The 17,563-nt window shown below is 73.2% G+C and carries 16 protein-coding genes; 10 read left to right on the forward strand and 6 right to left on the reverse strand.

Annotated features, from left to right (window positions below):
* Window positions 1-18: 18 nt before the first annotated feature.
* Window positions 19-801 (reverse strand): helix-turn-helix transcriptional regulator, encoded by a 783-nt coding sequence (locus ACIQUC_RS09025; protein WP_402265790.1) that lies wholly within the window; start codon window positions 799-801, stop codon window positions 19-21.
* Between the two features lie 79 nt (window positions 802-880).
* Here ACIQUC_RS09025 and ACIQUC_RS09030 point away from each other — a divergent pair, with 79 nt between their 5' ends.
* Window positions 881-1,957: a zinc-binding dehydrogenase gene (locus ACIQUC_RS09030; protein ID WP_402265793.1), complete on the forward strand. Its 1,077-nt coding sequence runs from the start codon at window positions 881-883 to the stop codon at window positions 1,955-1,957.
* A 79-nt stretch (window positions 1,958-2,036) separates the two neighbouring features.
* Entirely contained in the window at window positions 2,037-3,374 is a 1,338-nt protein-coding gene (locus ACIQUC_RS09035) for a uracil-xanthine permease family protein (protein ID WP_022906134.1), read from the forward strand.
* Between the two features lie 60 nt (window positions 3,375-3,434).
* On the opposite strand, the gene ACIQUC_RS09040 is transcribed toward ACIQUC_RS09035, so the two are convergent.
* Window positions 3,435-4,097, reverse strand: a complete 663-nt coding sequence (locus ACIQUC_RS09040) for a GAP family protein (RefSeq protein WP_402265797.1) — start codon at window positions 4,095-4,097, stop codon at window positions 3,435-3,437.
* Window positions 4,098-4,214: 117 nt separating this feature from the next.
* Between ACIQUC_RS09040 and ACIQUC_RS09045 the strand changes: the two genes are divergently transcribed.
* Together ACIQUC_RS09045 and ACIQUC_RS09050 are read left to right on the forward strand one after the other, a co-directional pair.
* Window positions 4,215-5,546 (forward strand): MATE family efflux transporter, encoded by a 1,332-nt coding sequence (locus ACIQUC_RS09045; RefSeq protein ID WP_402265800.1) that lies wholly within the window; start codon window positions 4,215-4,217, stop codon window positions 5,544-5,546.
* Window positions 5,543-6,769, forward strand: a complete 1,227-nt coding sequence (locus tag ACIQUC_RS09050) for a lipopolysaccharide biosynthesis protein (protein WP_402265803.1) — start codon at window positions 5,543-5,545, stop codon at window positions 6,767-6,769. Before ACIQUC_RS09045 ends, ACIQUC_RS09050 begins: the two co-directional genes overlap by 4 nt.
* 85 nt (window positions 6,770-6,854) lie before the next feature.
* On the opposite strand, the gene ACIQUC_RS09055 is transcribed toward ACIQUC_RS09050, so the two are convergent.
* On the reverse strand, window positions 6,855-7,859 hold the full coding sequence (locus ACIQUC_RS09055) for a helix-turn-helix domain-containing protein (RefSeq protein WP_402265806.1): 1,005 nt from the start codon (window positions 7,857-7,859) through the stop codon (window positions 6,855-6,857).
* Between the two features lie 45 nt (window positions 7,860-7,904).
* Between ACIQUC_RS09055 and ACIQUC_RS09060 the strand changes: the two genes are divergently transcribed.
* Both ACIQUC_RS09060 and ACIQUC_RS09065 read left to right on the forward strand, forming a co-directional pair.
* Window positions 7,905-8,945 carry a hypothetical protein gene (locus ACIQUC_RS09060; RefSeq protein WP_402265809.1) on the forward strand — a complete coding sequence of 347 codons (1,041 nt, stop codon included), beginning with the start codon at window positions 7,905-7,907 and terminating at the stop codon, window positions 8,943-8,945.
* A complete protein-coding gene (locus ACIQUC_RS09065) occupies window positions 8,942-9,109 on the forward strand; it encodes a hypothetical protein (protein WP_402265812.1) in 168 nt (55 codons plus the stop codon). The genes ACIQUC_RS09060 and ACIQUC_RS09065 overlap by 4 nt, the downstream gene beginning before the upstream one ends.
* Window positions 9,110-9,132: 23 nt before the next feature.
* Here ACIQUC_RS09065 and ACIQUC_RS09070 read toward each other — a convergent pair whose 3' ends face one another.
* Window positions 9,133-10,299 (reverse strand): LacI family DNA-binding transcriptional regulator, encoded by a 1,167-nt coding sequence (locus ACIQUC_RS09070; RefSeq protein ID WP_402265815.1) that lies wholly within the window; start codon window positions 10,297-10,299, stop codon window positions 9,133-9,135.
* 93 nt (window positions 10,300-10,392) lie between these two features.
* Here ACIQUC_RS09070 and ACIQUC_RS09075 point away from each other — a divergent pair, with 93 nt between their 5' ends.
* Window positions 10,393-11,718 (forward strand): MFS transporter, encoded by a 1,326-nt coding sequence (locus ACIQUC_RS09075; protein WP_402265818.1) that lies wholly within the window; start codon window positions 10,393-10,395, stop codon window positions 11,716-11,718.
* A gap of 9 nt (window positions 11,719-11,727) precedes the next feature.
* Window positions 11,728-12,423, forward strand: a complete 696-nt coding sequence (nucS, locus tag ACIQUC_RS09080) for an endonuclease NucS (protein WP_022906141.1) — start codon at window positions 11,728-11,730, stop codon at window positions 12,421-12,423.
* A gap of 45 nt (window positions 12,424-12,468) precedes the next feature.
* On the opposite strand, the gene ACIQUC_RS09085 is transcribed toward nucS, so the two are convergent.
* Together ACIQUC_RS09085 and ACIQUC_RS09090 are read right to left on the reverse strand one after the other, a co-directional pair.
* Complete coding sequence (locus ACIQUC_RS09085; RefSeq protein ID WP_402265821.1) at window positions 12,469-14,208, reverse strand: glycosyltransferase; 1,740 nt, start codon at window positions 14,206-14,208, stop codon at window positions 12,469-12,471.
* Window positions 14,205-15,374 carry a hypothetical protein gene (locus tag ACIQUC_RS09090; protein ID WP_402265823.1) on the reverse strand — a complete coding sequence of 390 codons (1,170 nt, stop codon included), beginning with the start codon at window positions 15,372-15,374 and terminating at the stop codon, window positions 14,205-14,207. The genes ACIQUC_RS09085 and ACIQUC_RS09090 overlap by 4 nt, the downstream gene beginning before the upstream one ends.
* 213 nt (window positions 15,375-15,587) lie before the next feature.
* On the opposite strand from ACIQUC_RS09090, the gene ACIQUC_RS09095 reads away from it, so the two are divergent.
* Entirely contained in the window at window positions 15,588-16,250 is a 663-nt protein-coding gene (locus ACIQUC_RS09095; RefSeq protein WP_402265826.1) for an HAD hydrolase-like protein, read from the forward strand.
* A complete protein-coding gene (locus tag ACIQUC_RS09100; RefSeq protein ID WP_402265828.1) occupies window positions 16,247-17,512 on the forward strand; it encodes an MFS transporter in 1,266 nt (421 codons plus the stop codon). The genes ACIQUC_RS09095 and ACIQUC_RS09100 overlap by 4 nt, the downstream gene beginning before the upstream one ends.
* The last annotated feature ends 51 nt before the right edge of the window (window positions 17,513-17,563 follow it).

A 17,563-nucleotide genomic window follows, 5' to 3' on the forward strand; every position in this document is an offset into this window, starting at 1 on the left:
CAGCGTGGTCCGCTCGGTTCAGAGCGGGCGGTAGACGGTCATGGTCTGGCCCGGCCGGTCAGCGACCTCGAACGACGTGTGGGCCAGGCGTTGCACCCGCCCGTCGGCGAGTCGAACGCGCTTGATGCCGGCGCGCTCACTGCCGACGTCGTACCGCGGCCACCACCGATCGGCCTCCGTGCTCGCGCGCCGCAGATCCGCTTCGAGGTCCCGGTACGCCGGGGATCCGGGGTTCCGTCCTGCGCGGGAGCGGAGCCGCGCGAGGAGTCCCTGCGCCACCTCCGTCCAGTCCGGCAGGACCTCACGAGCATCCGGGGCGAGGAACACCCACCGGACCAGGTTGGGGTGTCCGTCGTGCGTGAGCGCACTCCGGAACAGATCGGCCGCTGCGGTGTTCCACGCGAGCACGTCGAAGGTGGCCCCGGTCACGTACGCCGGAGCAGGGTCGAGGAGGTCGACGACCCGCGCGACCTCCGGATCGGAGACCTGGTCCGGGAGCGTGCTCGGGGGTGCGTCAGCGGCGATCGCGAAGAGGTGCGCGCGTTCCGCGTCCGCGAGCCCGAGCGCCAGTGCGAGCGCGTGGAGCACCTGCTGGGAGGGGCGCACGTCCCGGCCCTGCTCGAGGAACGTGTACCAGGTGGGGCTGATCCCGGCGAGCATCGCGACCTCTTCACGACGGAGGCCCGGGGTCCGACGGCGTGACGAACCCGGCAGGCCGACGTCGGACGGACTCGCCCGTTCCCGCAGCGCCCGCAGGAACGCGCCGAGTTCTCGACGCTGCTGCTCGGTGACGTCGCTCACGGCCGTGCCTTCCTGGTGGTCTGGGTACCAGTATGAGGCGGCTCTGGATGCACCTCTGGTGCCGACGGACACTGGCGTCATGAAGGCATGGAAACTCGACGGGATCGGCTCGGCACTCAGCGTCGAGGAGGTGGCGGACCCGCCGGTGCGCCCCGGGGGCGTGGTGCTGCGGATGCTCGCGGTGCAGGTCCCCGCGTACACCCGGGTGCTCGTGGAGGGCGGCCGTGGTGGCATCGCGACACCGACCGTGCTCGGCGTCGGCGGCATCGGGGTCGTGGAGGAGGTCGCGGACGACGTCACGACCGTCCGTCCCGGGGAGACGGTGCTCTGCACCGGACTCCTGCAGAGCGGGAGGACGGCCGAGCCGGAGGAGGTCCTCCTCGGGTGGACGGGGATCGGCGGCCGTGGGAGAGCGACGTCGACCACGGATCGGATGCGTCGGGTCTGGCGGACCGGCACGTTCGCCGAGCGCACCGTCATGCCCGCGTCGACCGTCCTCGCCCTCCCCGGTGCCGAACTGCACCCGGATCCGACGAAGCTCGCGTTCCTGTCCTGGCTGAGCGTCGCCGCCGGGGCGGTCGAACGCAGCGGCACGGCGGCGGGTGACCGTGTGGTCGTGCTCGGTGCGAGTGGCCAGATGGGCGGAGCAGCAGTCCTCTCGGCGCTCGCCCAGGGGGCCGGACTCGTCGTCGCCGTCGGTCGTGACGGTGGCAGCCTCGACCGTCTGGAGGCAGTGGACCCCCGGGTGCGTTCCGTCCGGTCCGTCGGCGCACACGCAGCGGACGCAGCGGCGATCGGTGCAGCGCTCGGCGGCGAGGCGGACGTCGTGATCGACGCCCTCGGACCGACCCCGACCGCGGACCTCACGATGGCCGGCTTCGACAGCGTGCGGACGGACGGCACCATGGTCCTCCTCGGCGGGGTCCACCAGACGCTCCCGATCCCGTACCACCAACTCATGCGGCGGCGGATCACCCTGCGAGGCTCGTGGATGCACTCGGAGGAGACCGCCTTCCGCGTGTGGCGACAGGTCCGGTCCGGGGTCGTGGACCTCAGCGCCCTCGAGGTGACGACCGTCGGGATCGACGACCCGGTCGGCGCGCTCGCGCAGGCGGAGCGGACCCGAGGACTGTCCATCACGGTGCTCACTCCCTGACCCTGGTCGGGCCAGCGCCCGCCGGACGCCCACCGGGCGGGAGCGTCACGAGCGGTCGACAGCCACTAGCGTCGTCCACATGGGACTTCCGTGGAAGCTGCACGGTGACGGCGCGACCGTCTCCGCGACGACGATCGTGGCACCAGACGAGCGCCTCACCTGGGGTCGCACGATCGGGCTCGGCGTGCAGCACGTCGTGGCGATGTTCGGTGCGACGTTCCTCGTGCCGCTCCTCACCGGGTTCCCGCCATCGACGACGCTGCTCTTCAGCGGCATCGGCACGATCCTGTTCCTCGTCATCACCGGGAACCGGCTGCCGAGCTACCTCGGGTCGTCCTTCGCCTTCATCGCGCCGATCGCCGCTGCGACGAAGATCGGCGGCATCCCGCTCGCGCTCTCCGGGATCATCGTCGTGGGTGCGCTGCTCGCGGTCGTCGGGGCCGTGGTGCACCTCGCCGGTGCCGGGTGGATCGACCGGCTGATGCCGCCGGTGGTGTCCGGCGCGATCGTGGCCCTGATCGGCTTCAACCTCGCGCCGGCCGCCCGCGACAACTTCACGAAGGCCCCCGTCGTCGCGGTGATCACCCTCGCCGCGATCATCCTCGTGACCGTCCTGTTCAAGGGGCTCATCGGCCGTCTGTCGATCGTGATCGGCGTCGTCGTCGGCTACGTCGCCGCACTCATCGGCGGCGAGGTCTCGTTCGACGCCGTCCACGAGGCCGCCTGGATCGGTCTGCCGGAGTTCACCGCGCCGGCGTTCGACGGGTCGCAGCTCGCGATCTACCTCGCGTTCGTCCCGGTCGTCCTCGCGCTCGTCGCCGAGAACGTCGGACACGTCAAGGGCGTCGGGCAGCTCACCGGCCGCGACCTCACCCCGCTCACCGGACGCGCGCTCTTCGCCGACGGCGTCTCGACCGTCCTCGCCGGGCTCGGCGGCGGCTCGGCCACGACCACCTACGGCGAGAACATCGGCGTCATGGCGGCCACCCGGGTGTTCTCGACCGCGGCGTACTGGGTCGCGGCGATCGTCGCGGTCCTGCTCGGCCTCTCCCCCAAGATCGGTGCGGTCATCTCGTCGGTCCCGCCGGGGGTGCTCGGCGGCGCGACCACCGCGCTGTACGGCCTGATCGGCGTCATCGGCATCCGCATCTGGGTCGAGAACCGCGTCGACTTCGCGAAGCCGAAGAACCAGCTGACCGCGGGCATCGCCCTCATCATCGGGATCGCGGACTTCACGTTCGCGTTCGGCCAGGCGAGCTTCGGCGGCATCATCCTCGGCACCGTCGCGGCGATCGTCGTCTACCACGTGATGGACCTGGTGGGCCGTGCCCGCGGGACCGACGAGGCGACGCCGGCGGCGTCGGACGAAGCGCACGCGGCGACCGGCGGCGTCCCCGCCGAGCCGCGCGGCGACTGACCCGGCCGTCTCGACCCGTCGGCCGACGGGACGGGGCGAGCCGCGCCTCCCGGACCGCGCTCAGCGCAGGCCGGTCAGTCCGATGACGAGCTGGACCACCCCGAGGACGACCAGCACGACCACGAGCGACCGCGCACCCCACTCCGCGATCCACGAGCGCATCGCCTCGAGGGGGCGCTCGGCACGCCGCCCGAGAGCCACGGCCAGGACGATCGGCAGCAGCACGACGGCGCCCGAGGCGAGCACGAACAGCGCGCCGACGACGAGCGTCTCGACCGCCCGCGGGTCCTCGTCGCCGAAGGTCAGGCCCGCTGCCAGCGCCAGGACGACCGACTTCGGGCTGAGGAACAGGAGTGCGCCGAGCCCGAAGGCCCGGCCGGGACCGAGTGCCTCCATGGCGTCCGCCCAGCGCGTGCTCGCCGGCGATCCGTCCGGCAGGCGGCGACGCGCCCACTGCCACGCCGCGATCGCGAACAGCACCACCGCAGCGGCGAGCGCGACCAACGCCTGCACCGGCGGCCCATCGCCCGTCCCGGTCGGGAGCTGCTCGCCGACGGCCACCGCCACGACGAGGGCGGCGGCCACGGCGGCCATCCACCCCAGCGCGCACGCGAGCGCCGATCCGTAGCCGCGTCGGTGCCCGAGCAGGAACACGACCGAGGCGATCGGCAGGGGGCTGAGCGCGATGCCGATCGCTGCCGGCACCAGTGCGGCGATGTCCACGATCGGAGCGTAGTCCGGCCGGGAGGCGCGGGTCGGCGCGTCCCGCGGCCCGCCTCGTGCGGGTGGCCGAGACCACCGCGCGCCACGGCGGGCCCGCATCGCCGCCACAATGGGTCGGTGCACCGACCGACGCCACCCGCGCCCACCGAACGACGCGCGGTCGACCGCGACATCGTGCGGTTGGCGGTGCCCGCCCTCGGTGCGCTCGTCGTCGAGCCGCTCTTCCTGCTCACCGACACCGCCCTCGTCGGGCACCTCGGCGCGACGGCGCTGGCGGCCGTCGGGCTCGCGGGTGCCGTGCTGCAGACCGTGACGGGACTGCTCGTGTTCCTGGCCTACTCGACCACCCCGGCGGTCGCGCGGGCGCTCGGCGGCGGTGACCGGCCAGGCGCCGTGCACGCGGGCATCGACGGGATGTGGCTCGCGCTCGGCCTGGGGGTGGTGCTGGCGCTCGTCGGCTGGCCACTATCGGGTCCGCTCGTGTCGCTGTTCGGTGCGGCGCCCGAGGTCGCGGCGGCGGCGACCGCCTACCTGACGGTGTCGCTCATCGGCCTGCCCGGCATCCTCGTCGTGACCGCGTCGACCGGCCTGCTGCGCGGCCTGCAGGACACCAGGACCCCGCTCGTCGTCGCGACCGTCGGCTTCGTGGCGAACGGGCTGCTGAACGCCGTGCTCATCTACGGCGCGGGCTGGGGCGTCGAGGGGTCGGCCGCCGGCACCGTCATCGTGCAGTGGGCGATGGCGATCGTGTACGTCCGCATCGCCGTCCGTGCGGCCCGGTCCTCGGGGGCACCGCTGCGTCCCGGCGCCTCGGGGGTCGCCCGCGCGCTGCGGTCCGGCGCCTGGCTGTTCCTGCGGACCGCGTCGCTGCGCGTGGCGATGCTCGCGACCGTCGCCACCGCCGCCGGCCTCGGGACGACCGGACTCGCGACGACCCAGGTCGGCCTGACGGTGTTCTCGACCCTGGCGTTCGCGCTCGACGCCCTCGCGATCGCCGGGCAGGCGCTCGTGGGGCACGGCCTCGGCGCGCGCGACCCGGCACGCGTCCGACTCGTCACCCGGCGCCTCGTGCTGCTCGGGATCCTGGGCGGGGTGCTCCTCGGCGTGCTGACCGCCGCCGTGAACGGGGTGCTCGGTCCCGTGTTCTCCGACTCGGCCGCCGTCCGGGACGCGCTGCCGCTCGTGCTGGTGCTCATCGCCGTCGGGATGCCGGTCGCGGGGTACGTGTTCGTGCTCGACGGCGTGCTCATCGGTGCCGGGGACGCGCGGTACCTGGCGATCGCCGGGGGTGTGAACCTCGTCGTGTACCTGCCGCTGCTCTGGTGGGCGGGCGGGACGCTCGGCGGGCTGTGGGCGGCCTTCGCGCTCGGGTACATCGGCGTCCGGGCGGTGACGCTCGGGCTGCGGGCGCACCGCCGGGGCTGGATCGACCAGGCGATGGCACGGTGAGCGTGCGTCCGGCTGCCGCTCCGGCCGCGGCCTCGTCCGTCGCGTCGTCCGCGGTGCTCGCCACCGTGGGCATCGGCGTGCAGGGCGTGGCGAAGCTCGTCGTGACCGTGGTCGTCGGTCGGGTGTTCGGCACCGAGACCCTCGGACAGACGACCGCACTCCTGTCGCTGTCGGTGTTCGTCGCCCTGCTCTGGCCGAACGCCGCCGGCAACACCGCGTCGCGGGCCCTCGCGATCGCCCTGCGCGGACGGCGCTCGGACGCCGCGGTGAACCGGCTGCTCGGCCGGTCGATGCTCGTCTCCACCGTCGTCCTCGCCGTGGCCACCGTGCCGATCGCGCTGGCCTGGGGCAACGGTCCCGGCACGGTGTTCGGCGGGGTCGCGGTCGTCGTGGGCTACGGCCTGTACTGCTACGCCCGCGGCGCCCAGCTGGGGTACGGCCGGGCTGGGCGGGTCGCGCTCTGGGACTCCGTGACGAGCGTCCTCGCGCTCGGGTTGCTCGTGCTCGCATGCGTCGCCCGGCTCGAACCGTTCGTGCTGCTGCCACTCGCGATCGGGTACACGGTGTTCGCGATTGCGTGCTGGCCGCGGGGCAACGGCCGGACGGGGCAGCAGGAGCCAACCGCCGGGGTCCTCGGCTTCGCGGCCTGGAACGTGCTCGCCGTCGTGACCTCGAACGGGTTGCTCCAGCTCACGATGATCTCGGCGCAGGTGACGTCGTCGGCGCGTGACGCCGGGGTCTACGCGGCCGCGTTCACCCTGGCGACGCCCGCCTCGATGCTCGGGCAGGCGCTCGGGCAGGTCCTCGTGCCGGCGTTCGCGCACCGGAGTGCCCACGGGTCGCTCCGGTCGCGCGGAGCGGCACTGCTCGTGGTCGGGTTCGCCGCCGGCACCGCGGTCGTCTTCGGGCTCGTGGCGGCGCTGGCCGGGTGGTTCCTGCCGATCGTCTACCCGGCCGAGGGCGCCGCCCCCGTGGCGGACCTCCGGTACCTGATGGTCGGCGTCTGGGTGTTCACCGTCGGGCTCGTCCCGGCGGCGTTGCTCCTCGCGGCGGGCCGGTCCAGGCAGGTCGCCTCGGCGTCGGTCGCCGGGTTCGTCGTCGGGGCGGTCCTCATGGCGGTGCTCGGGCCCGTCACGGGCGTGGCTGGTGGGACCACCGGGTTCCTCGTGGGGAGCGTGGTGAACCTCGTCGCGGTGGTCGGCCTCGGCCTCCGGCGCGGGTGAGCCGCTGGCGCTCGTCGCCGCGGTCGCTCGTCGCCGCGGTCCCCCGTCGCCGCGGTCGCCCGTCGTCGCGGGCGCTCGTCGCGGCTCAGGATCGATCTCGGAGGGTCGCGCTCGGGAGCTCGCCGAACTCGCGTTCGTAGTACCCCGAGAACCGACCGAGGTGCCCGAAGCTCCACGCGGTGGCGATCGTCGCGACCGTGGCCGTCCCCGGCTCCGCGTGCTGCAGCGCCTCCCTGACGTGGCGGAGGCGTTCCTGCCGCAGGGCGACCATGGGGGTGGGGAGGTCGGCCCGCACGAACGCCTGCTGCAGCCCGCGTGCGCTGAGTCCGGCTGCCGCGGCGATGTCCGCGGTGGTGACCGGGTCCGCGGCCCGGTCGACGATGAACTGCAGGGCACGGCCCACGGCCCCCGGGTACTGCCGGACGAGGTCGCCGACCGGCTCCACGAAGGTGTCCAGCAGGAGGTTGCCGAGTGATTCGGTGAGCAGGGCCCGGCGGACCGGGTCGGTGTCGGGTCGCAGCAGCTCCGGTGCTGCGACGGCGAGTCGCCGTTGGAGGGTGGCGAGGGCGACCGGGTCGGGGCGTCGGAGGAACTCTAGGCGTCGCGGCTCCTCACCCCGTCGTGCGGCGTCGAGGCCCTCGAGGAAGTCGGCGGCGAAGTCGACCGCGTGCAGCACGGCACCCGCGGGAGCGTCGAGCGTGAACGCCCGTCCGGTGGGGTACATCACCGCGGTCCCCGGACGGAGGACCTGCTCCTGGTCGGTCCCGGCGTCGATCACCGCGGTGCCGTGCTGCGCCCAGGTGAGGAGGTAGTGCCCCTCGGGTTCGATGCGTCCCCAGCGGTTCGCGGACAGGGTCGAGCTCCGCAGCGTCATGGCGGCGTCCCAGACGCTGCGCACCCGGTAGGAGAACGAGTCGCCTGCCGGGGTGAGCGCCACCCGGTGCGCGTTGTGCAGCCGCTCGTAGAACGAGGTCGCCTCGTCGAGGTCGTCGCCGCTGGCCTCCCGCTGCGACGCCGCGCCGGCGGCGGCCGCACCCGTCTCCTCGTCCATCTCCACGGCAGCATAGGTCGTCCGCGCCACCGCGGTCATCCGAGGTGCTCGTGGCGGACGATGCACACGTGCCACGATGTCCGCATGGGGCAGGGCGCACGCGGGGTCGACGAGGGCGGTGGCCGCCGCGCCTTCCGCAACCAACTCGCCGTCGTGGCGGGCATCATGCCGGTCATCGGCTTCGTGCTCGTCGTAGACCGGCAGCAGATCGGACTCCTCGCGACCCTCGGCACCGCGCTCCCGCTCGTCGCGCTGGTGCTCGCAGCCGTGGTCCCGCAGTCCGTCGACCCCCGACTGTTCGCGCTCGTCCTCGCGCTCGACGTCACCGGAATCGCCTTCATCCGCGGCGACGTGCAGTCGATCGGGGTGAGCGCGCTCTTCGTGCTCCCGGCCATGTGGGCGGGCTACTCGTTCGGCCTGCCCGGAGCCGCCTCGACGACGGGGGTCATCGTGACGCTCCTCTGGATCGGCGCACCGGGCGAGTGGGACCGGATCGACACCGCCGACACGGCGCGCCTGGTCTCCTTCCCGCTCATCGTCGCCGCGGTGAGCGGCACGGCCGCGGTACTCGCCCGACGTGGCGCCGCGCGGCAGTCCGTCCTCCACGAGCAGGCGGCACTCCTCCGGACGCGGCTCCTCGAGGTGAGCACGCGTGAGGCACTGGTCCGCGCGGTCCTCGACTCGGTGGACTTCGACGTGCTCGCGTTCGACGACCGCGGCCGGACCACCGTCACGAACCGCGGACGCGGTGGCTGGGCCATCGAGGACCTCGCGGGCCCGGGGACCGAGCGACGGCTCGACGACCTGGTCCGGAGCACGATCGACGGTTCCGAGGCGGAGGACGAGCTCGTGGTGGTGCGCCGCCCGGACGGCAGCACGAGGAACTACACCGTGAACACCCGGTTGCTGCCCGTCGAGGGCGGCGGCGGCGTCCTCGACGTCCGCGACGTGACCGCCGAGCGACGCGCATCGTCGTCGACGCTGCCGCCGACGTCGATCGGTACGGCTGGCTCGTCTCGTCGCAGTATGTCAGTTCGGTCCTGGCCGTCGACAGCTGGGGCGCAGCGATCAGCCGGTTCACCCCGCCGCCGACGTGGTTGCTGCTCGGCGACACCGCGACGATGAGCCGTGCGCAGCTGGCGTCGGCGGTCCGGATCAGCCGTGCGCTCGGCGTCACGGTGGTCAGTGACACGTCCGCCGACCGTGGCGGACGTGCCGATGCCGTCGCCGCCGGGGCCGTGGCCTGGGACGGGACCGCCGCGAGCGCCGGCGACGTCTTCACCGACTGACGAGGACGGGCGCCGCGCGACCGCTAGTCGCGCGGCGGGCCCGTCGTGTCCCCGATCCGGAGTTCCGAGCGGAAGGCCGCGGGCTGCGGCTCCGCCCCCTCGAGCATGGCCAGCGCGGCCCGGGCGGCCGCCTGGCCCTTCTGCACGAAGGGCTGCACGAGCGTGGTGAGCTGCCGGATGCGCGTGCGGTGGAACAGGCTGTCGTCCACGGTGATGCCGTCGAAGCCGACGACGCTGACGTCCTCGGGGACGCGGAGGCCGGCGTCCAGGGCGGCCGAGATCACGCCGACCGCCAGGACGTCGCTCTGCGCGACGACCGCGGTGGGCCGGGGTCCGTCCGGGGCGAAGAGCGCGGTGCCGGCGATCCGCCCCTCTTCCACCGAGCTGCCGGCGGCCTCGATCGCGACGGCGTCCGGGTAGACCCCACGGACCCCGCGCAGGCGTTCGAGCGAGGTGAAGGCGATCCCGGCGGCCTCGCGCTCGGCGTCGATCGGGCCGCGGCGGTGCGCACCGTCGAGGGGCAGCGACACGATCGTGACGGCCTCGTGCCCGAGGTCACGCAGGAACGCAGCGGCGCGGCGCGAGGCCTCGCGGTTGTCGAGCTGGATCGGCACCGCACCCTCGATGTCGTCGGCCTCGATCGCGACCACGGGGATCTGCCGACGCCGGAGCACCGCGACCGCGGGGTCGATCCGGACGTTGCAGCCGACGAGGACGACGGCGTCCATCGGGGCGTCGACGAGCGGGACGGCACCCTGTTCGTCGTCGAGCGGGCTCCGCACGAGCAGGAGCGAGGCGCCCGCCGCCCCGGCCACCTCGGCGATGCCGTCGAGCGTCAGGACGTTCACCGGGTCCCGGAAGGCGTCGCTCAGTCGTTCGTCCATGACGACGCCGATGACACCGGACCGGCCACGGCGCAGGGAACGGGCACGGGGGTCGGGTCCGCCGTAGCCGAGCTCCGCCGCGGCCGCGAGCACGCGGGCCTTGGCGTCCTCGGAGACCGGACCGCTGCCGCTGAACGCGAGCGACGCCGTCGACGGCGCCACCCCGGCCACGCGGGCCACCTCGGTGAGGGTGGGACGGCGCGGCCGGGCGCGGGCCGGGTCCGTCACGGCGCGCGGAGCATCGGCGGCGTCCTCGCGGAGGTGCTCGGTCCGCGACGCGCCGGGTCCTGTTGCCGGTTCGTCCATCGCCCGTTAGCGTAGCCGGAACGAACGGTCGAATCGATTCGACCGAGCCGCGACACGCACGACCGCACAGCAGCGAAGCACGATGGGACCACCATGACGACGACGTCCGCCCGCACCACACCCACCACACGGGCCTGGATCACCGCGGTGTTCGTCGTGTTCACCCTGTCCGGGCTCGACATCGCGACCTGGCTCGGCCGGATCCCGAGCGTCCGCGACTCCCTCGGGGCCAGCACGTTCGAGATGGGGTTGCTCGTGCTCGGCATGGCCGTCGGCTCGATCGGCGGCCTGACCTTCGCCGGGCACATCGTGGCGAAGCTCGGTGCCCGCCGGGGCGTGCAGGTCGCCGCCGTCTGCCTGACCGCCGGCATGGTGTTCGCCGGGATCGCCGTCTCCCTCGGGTGGGGCTTCGCCGCGATCTGGGTCGCCCTCATCGCCTTCGGGTTCGGCAACGGCCTGTGCGACGTGTCGATGAACGTCTCCGGCGCCGCGGCAGAGAAGGCCGGCGGCCGCACGATCATGCCGCTGTTCCACGCCGCGTTCAGTCTCGGCACGCTCGCCGGTGCCGGCCTCGGAGCCCTCGCCGAGGCGCTCGACGTCCCCGTCGCGTGGCACTTCACCGTCCTCGTCGTCGTGACGAGCGCCGCGATGCTCGTCGCGGTGACGCGGTTCCAGGACGAGCACCGGTTCGAGGAGCACGTGGCCACCGACACCAGCCCGGTGCCGACCCCGGTGAGCCGCTGGCAGGTCTGGACCCAGCCGTCGACCCTGCTCATCGGCGTGATCGTGCTCGGCATGGCGCTTGCCGAGGGCTCGGCGAACGACTGGCTGCCGCTGGCCATGATCGACGGGCACGGCCTGGACAACGCCGCGGGCGCCGCCGTCCTGACGGTCTTCCTCGCCGCGATGACGGTCGGGCGGGTGGCCGGCAGTCCGCTCATCGACCGGTTCGGGCGGGTGCCGGTCCTCCGGATCAGCGCTGCCGTCGCGGTCGTCGGCCTCGGCATGCTCATCTTCGTCCAGAGCGTCCCGCTCGCGATCGTCGGCGTCGTGCTCTGGGGCCTCGGCGCGAGCCTCGGCTTCCCGATGGGCATGTCGGCCGCGGCCGACGACCCCCGGACCGCCGCCGCCCGCGTCAGCGCCGTGGCGACGATCGGCTACGTGGCCTTCCTCGCGGGACCGCCGCTCATCGGGTTCCTCGGCGAGCACGTCGGGCTGCTCGGTGCGCTCCTGGTGGTCTTCGTGTTCATCATCGCGGCGGGACTCGCGTCGGGGGCCGCCCGCGAGCGCGGCGCCGCCGCCCGGCCGACGCGTGGCGGTGGTGACGGGGACGGCGGGGCCGAGCCGCGCCTCCAGGCTCAGCGCGCCGACGCGGCCAGGAGCGCCGACAGCGCCACGGGCGGTCGCGACGCCGGTTAGGCTTCCCGGGTGCGTCTCGTCATCGCCCGCTGCTCCGTCGACTACGCGGGCCGGCTCTCCGCCCACCTGCCGCTCGCGACCCGTCTCCTCATGCTGAAGGCGGACGGCTCCCTGCTCGTGCACTCCGACGGCGGCAGCTACAAGCCGCTCAACTGGATGAGCCCGCCGTGCTCGATCGAGATCACCGAGCCGGACGACGAGCAGGCGAGCGCCGGCATCACGCAGGTGTGGACGGTCACGCAGAAGAAGACGCAGGACAAGCTCATCGTCAGCCTGTACGAGGTCGTCGCCGACGAGTCCCACGACCTCGGCGTCGACCCGGGCCTCGTGAAGGACGGCGTCGAGGCGCACCTGCAGCAGCTCCTGGCCGAGCAGATCGAGCTCCTCGGCGACGGCCACACCCTGGTGCGCCGCGAGTACATGACCGCGATCGGTCCGGTCGACATCCTCGCGCGGGACGAGGCCGGGGCGAGCGTCGCGGTCGAGATGAAGCGCAACGCCAACATCGACGCGGTCGAGCAGCTCACCCGGTACCTCGAGCTGATGAACCGCGACCCGCACCTGCGGCCGGTGCAGGGCGTGCTGGCGGCACAGACGGTGGCACCGCAGGCGCGCACCCTCGCCGAGGACCGCGGGATCCGCGTCCTCGTGCTCGACTACGACGCGATGCGCGGCATCGAGGGCGGGCACACCCGCCTGTTCTAGGGGATGTCGACGTCGGGACGCGCGCGTCTCGTCGACCGTGACGGTTCAGTGCGCCGTCTTGGTCAGCCCGTGCTCGGTCTTCTCCCAGTAGTGCGGACGGGTGATGAGCTGCCAGAGGCCCTTGTACGCGGCGACGGAGTGCAGGACCCAGTAGAGCGGGTTGAGCAGCGCCCAGCCCATCAGGTCGAACCGGGCCCGCTTGTACGGCCCCATCATCGTGAGGTAGATCATCGTCGCGTTGCCGAGGAGGAAGTCGAGCACGCACAGCCAGAGCACCGGCGTCGGGAAGATCGGCGCCGTCCACGACGTGGGGAGCACGAGCGTGGCGACGGTGACGACGATCCCGGGCAGCATGCCGAGGAACGTCAGCGGCGTCCCGGCGATGAGGAGTGCGAACGCGGCGGCGCGGCGCAGCCCGATCTCGCGGACGAGCGCCCGGGGCCTGCGGGCGTGCACGAGCGCGGTCTGCATGTAGCCCTTGATCCAGCGGGAGCGCTGTCGGACGAAGTTCGGGATCGAGGTGTTCGCCTCCTCCATCGTCGTGGAGTTCACCACGGACACGCGGTACCCCACCGCTGAGGCGCGGATGCCGAGGTCCGCGTCCTCGGTGACGTTGTACGGGTCCCAGCCGCCGAGTTCGCGCAGCAGGTCGGTGCGGAAGTGGTTCGACGTGCCGCCGAGCGGGATCGGCAGGCTCCGGGCATCGAGGCCGGCGAGCATGTAGTCGAACCAGTACGAGTACTCGAGCGTGAACATGCGGGTGAGGGCGTTCTCGTCCGCGTTGAAGTAGCTCAGCGCGGCCTGGACGCACACGGTGTCGTCGCCGGCGCGGTCGAAGGTCAGGAACACCTTCTTGAGCTGGTCGGGGTCGGGGCGGTCCTCGGCGTCGTAGATGACGACGTACTCCCCCTGCGCGATCGACAGGCCCACGTTGCAGGCGCGGGGCTTCGTCTGCGGCGAGCCCGGCGGGACGATGACGATGCGCATCCAGTCGGGCGGTGCGGCGTCGAGGACCGCCTGCCGTGTCTCGTGGTCCTCGGCCTCGACGAGCACGAGGACCTCGAGCCGGTCCTTCGGCCAGTCGAGCACCTCGAGGTTGCGGACGAGGTCGGCGACGATGTTCGCCTCGTGGAACACCGGCACGAGCACCGTGTAGGTCGGCAGGGCAGCGTCGTCGAGCGCGGCCACGTCCTGCACGGACACCTGCTCGACCAGGTCGAACCGTGCACCGACCATCGACACCCAGAACTTGAAGACGATGCCGGCGAGGAACCCGAGCGAGAGCACCGCGGTCACGATCGCGGCGGTCGTCCCCGGCGCGAGTACCAGGCACGTCGCGAGCGCGAGCACGGCGATCGCGCCGCCGATCCGCTGGCCGCGGGACAGGACGGTGCGGGCGGACAGCGCCGGGTTCGTCCGGGCGAGGCCGTGGGCTGCGAGGTCCGCCACCTCCTCCTCGAGTTCGTAGGCGATGCGCTGCCGGACGTCGGACTCCGACGCGGTCCGGAGCACGACGGGCTCGCCGAACTCCTCGGTCAGCGCGGTCCGGAGGACGTCCGGGTCGGACCTGCCGCTCGTCAGGACGAGCACGCCCTCCCGGATGCGGGCGGACGCGACCCAGCCCTCGTCGACGTGCCGCTGGACCGAGCACCGGTGCGGCGGACGCCAGTCGGTCGGCGCACCGCGGTGCCGACCCTGCTCACGGACCGCGGCACCCGCCGGGAGCGCGAGGTCCGGTCGCGGTACCTGGGTGCCGGGGTCTGGCTTCGGATCGACGGCGGTCATCCGTGGACCGCCTGCACGAGCGCCTGCATCCAGACCAGGACGACCTCGCGCTGGGAGGCGGCGACCCACGCGAGGGGGACCTGCAGGATCGCGAGGACGAGGACCAGCCAGCTGGCCAGCCGGCCCTCGACCCGCGGGAGGATGGCGATGGCGACGCTGAGGGTCGTGACGAACACGTTGCCCGCACTGGCGACGGGGACGAGCCCGATCGCGTACTCGCCGATGATTCCGGCGAAGAGCGCCACGACCAGGACGATCGCGCCCGGGCGGCCGGCCAGCAGCGCCAGCGCCGCGCCGGCCACGAGCATGGCGATCAGCAGCACGCCGTCGGCGGTGGCGAACAGGTGCTGCAGCCCGGTGAGTCGCTCCCCGGTGATGCTGATGGCCCCCCTGAGCGCCGCGAACGGGTCGTGGAGCACCACGAGGTCGAGGAATCCCATCGAGAGCGCGACGGCGATGCTCGGGAACACGACCACCATGACGTTCGCACGGCGGATCCCCCGCTGGCCCTGGCGCGCCAGGTCGAGCAGCGGTGCGGCGAGCGCCGCGATGACGACGTAGACGAACCCCATCGGGTCCACGAGCGTGCACAGCATCAGGGCGAGGCCGGCCCGGAAGCCCGCCTGGGTGTCACCCCAGGCGAAGAACCGCACCATCCGGACGACCGCGAGGGCGAAGAGTGCGATGCCGAGGAACGCCTGCAGGTCGTTCAGCGCGACGAACGCGTAGAGCGGGTTCGCGCCGAGGGCGATGGTGAACGCGACGACGTGCCGCATCGGCAGTCCGCGCTGCCGCATCTCCTGCGCGAGGAACTGCAGGAGCATGCCGGCGACGACGCCCCCGACGACCGCCGCGCCGTCGACCCCGAACGGCATGAAGCGCAGCAGCACACCGGAGACCAGCGGGTACAGCTGTCCGATCGCCTGGACGACGCCGCCGTCCACCGCAGCTCTCGCGCGGTCCAGCGTCGCCTCGTTGCCCGTCAGGCCGAGCAGCGTCGTGGTCGGGACCCGCACGGCGATCACGGCGAGCACGACGTACGGGAGCGCCAGGGCCGCACGCAGCAGCCAGCGCGCGGCACCGGGCGACAGTCGGGACGGCGGCGCTGGGCGTGCCGGGACGGGTTCGGGTGCCGTTCTGCGCAGGCGGGCGAGCGCGACGGTCATGCGGCTCCTTCGGGTGCAGTCCGCGGGGTGGACTGTACAGACCATTCCAGTCCCCCAAAGCGTGGACCGACAGCCCACGAACGGGGTACGCGCTCGCCGCCGCCGTGGCGACGCGGCGCGGTCGAGCGCCGGGGATGACCGCCTCACCACCGCCCCGCCACCGCCCCACCGCGCCGACGTCCGCCCGACCGCGCCGACTAGGGTGGAACGGACATGACGCGCCCGTTCTCCGCAATCCTCTTCGACCTCGACGGCACCATCAGCGACTCCGCGCCGGGCATCCTCGAGAGCATGACGCACACGTTCCGCACCGTGGGCGTCCCCGTGCCGGACCACGCGACGCTCATGTCGTTCGTCGGTCCGCCGATCCTCGACACCTTCCGCGACGCGATGGGGATGGACGCCGAGCAGGCCGAGCACACGCTCGCCGTGTACCGCGAGCACTACCTCTCGCACGGCGCACTCGACTCCGCGATGTTCCCCGGGATCGACGTCGTCCTCGGCACCCTGCACGCCGCCGGGCTGCCGATCTCCACGGCGACGAGCAAGCCCGAGACGCCGGCGACGTACATCCTCGAGCACTACGGCCTGACCGGCGACATCGACATCATCACGGGCGCGAGCGACGACGAGGTGCGCTCGTCGAAGGCCGACGTCGTCGAGGAGGCACTGCGCCGGCTCGTCGCCCGCGGCTTCGACACGAGCCGCCCGGTGCTGATCGGGGACCGCCGGCACGACGTCGAGGGAGCGGCCGCGCACGGTGTCCCGACGATCTTCGCCGCGTGGGGCTACGGCTCCCCCGCCGAGGCCGAGGGCACCATCGCGCAGGCCGCGACCCCGCTCGACCTGCTCCCGATCCTGCTGCCGTCCTCGTGACGACCGGGGCGGGCGGCCGGGCCGGAGCGGGACTGCGCGGTGCCGCCTGGCTGCTGCCGGCCGCCATCGTCCTCATCGCGCTGAACTTCCGCGGGCCGATCGTCGCGACGGCGCCGGTCATCGGTGACGTGCGGGCGGACCTCGGCCTGACCGCGACGGTCGCCGGTCTGCTGACGACCATCCCGGTGCTCTGCTTCGCCCTCGCGACGCCGTTCGCCAGCTGGGTGATCGCCAAGGCAGACCCCGAGCGGGCGGTGTCGCTCTCGCTCGTCATCGTCCTGGCCGGCACCGTCGTGCGGTCGCTGCCCTCGGCTGCGGCCCTGCTCGTCGGGACCGCCGTGATCGGCATCGGCATCACGATCGGGAACGTGGTGATCCCCGTCGTCATCCGGCGGGACACCTCGCCCGAGCGGGTGGGCCTGGTCACCGGGGTCTACACGTCCGCGCTCAACGTCGGGTCGATGATCACCTCGCTCGGCACCGCGCCGATCGCCGCGGTGTGGGGCTGGCCAGTCGCGATCGCGGTCTGGGCCGTGTTCGCCGTGATCGCCGGGCTGGCCTGGACGTACGCGGTCGGGGCGCGGGCCGCGTGGCGCCGTCCGGCCGCGACCGAGCCCGTCGTCGAGACCGGGCCGATCGACCAGGTGCTCGGCACGGGGGCGATCCGGACGGTCGACCGCGGTGCGGGGTCCGCGCCGGTCCGCCCGGCTCGTCGGCTCATCACCTGGGGTCTGACGCTGGCGTTCGGCGGCCAGGCGTTCTCGTACTACGCGCTCACCGCGTGGATCCCGACCCTGCTGCACGACGAGATCGGCTTCTCGAAGGCGTCCTCGGGCGCGAGCTCGTCGGTGTTCCAGATCCTCGCGGTCGTCGGGGCGCTCGGTGTCCCCGTGCTCGCGTCGCGGTGGCGTCCGCGCGCGATCATCGCCCTCGTCGCGTTCCTCTGGCTCGCGATGCCCCTCGGGCTGCTGTTCGCCCCGCAGCTCTGGTTGCTCTGGTCCGTGCTCGGCGGCGCGGCGCAGGGCGGTGGCATCACCGTGATCTTCATCGTGATCGTCCGGATCGTGTCGAGCGACGCCGACGCCCGTCGGATGTCGGCGTTCGTGCAGGGCGGCGGGTACCTGCTGGGCTCCGCCGGGCCGCTCGTCGCGGGGTCGCTGCACGGGGTCACCGGCGACTGGACGGCACCGTTGCTCGTGGTGCTCGTCGCGGTGCTGACGCTCGGGGTCGTCGGGACGATCGCGGCCCGCCGCGTCGCCTGACACCGCCGGTCCTGAGATCGCGTTCCGGCTCAACCGCGGATCCGCTGGTGA

This window comes from Curtobacterium sp. NPDC098951 (assembly GCF_044759965.1).
Lineage (GTDB): Bacteria > Actinomycetota > Actinomycetes > Actinomycetales > Microbacteriaceae > Curtobacterium.

Excerpts from the sequence above, each read along its gene's own strand:
- ACIQUC_RS09065 (WP_402265812.1), top strand. The coding sequence starts at position 8,942 with ATGAGCCGTGCGCAGCTGGCGTCGGCGGTCCGGATCAGCCGTGCGCTC.
- ACIQUC_RS09085 (WP_402265821.1), bottom strand. The coding sequence starts at position 14,208 with ATGACCGCCGTCGATCCGAAGCCAGACCCCGGCACCCAGGTACCGCGA.
- ACIQUC_RS09055 (WP_402265806.1), bottom strand. The coding sequence starts at position 7,859 with ATGACCGCGGTGGCGCGGACGACCTATGCTGCCGTGGAGATGGACGAG.
- ACIQUC_RS09035 (WP_022906134.1), top strand. The coding sequence starts at position 2,037 with ATGGGACTTCCGTGGAAGCTGCACGGTGACGGCGCGACCGTCTCCGCG.
- ACIQUC_RS09095 (WP_402265826.1), top strand. The coding sequence starts at position 15,588 with ATGACGCGCCCGTTCTCCGCAATCCTCTTCGACCTCGACGGCACCATC.
- ACIQUC_RS09030 (WP_402265793.1), top strand. The coding sequence starts at position 881 with ATGAAGGCATGGAAACTCGACGGGATCGGCTCGGCACTCAGCGTCGAG.
- ACIQUC_RS09075 (WP_402265818.1), top strand. The coding sequence starts at position 10,393 with ATGACGACGACGTCCGCCCGCACCACACCCACCACACGGGCCTGGATC.
- ACIQUC_RS09060 (WP_402265809.1), top strand. The coding sequence starts at position 7,905 with ATGGGGCAGGGCGCACGCGGGGTCGACGAGGGCGGTGGCCGCCGCGCC.
- ACIQUC_RS09070 (WP_402265815.1), bottom strand. The coding sequence starts at position 10,299 with ATGGACGAACCGGCAACAGGACCCGGCGCGTCGCGGACCGAGCACCTC.
- ACIQUC_RS09090 (WP_402265823.1), bottom strand. The coding sequence starts at position 15,374 with ATGACCGTCGCGCTCGCCCGCCTGCGCAGAACGGCACCCGAACCCGTC.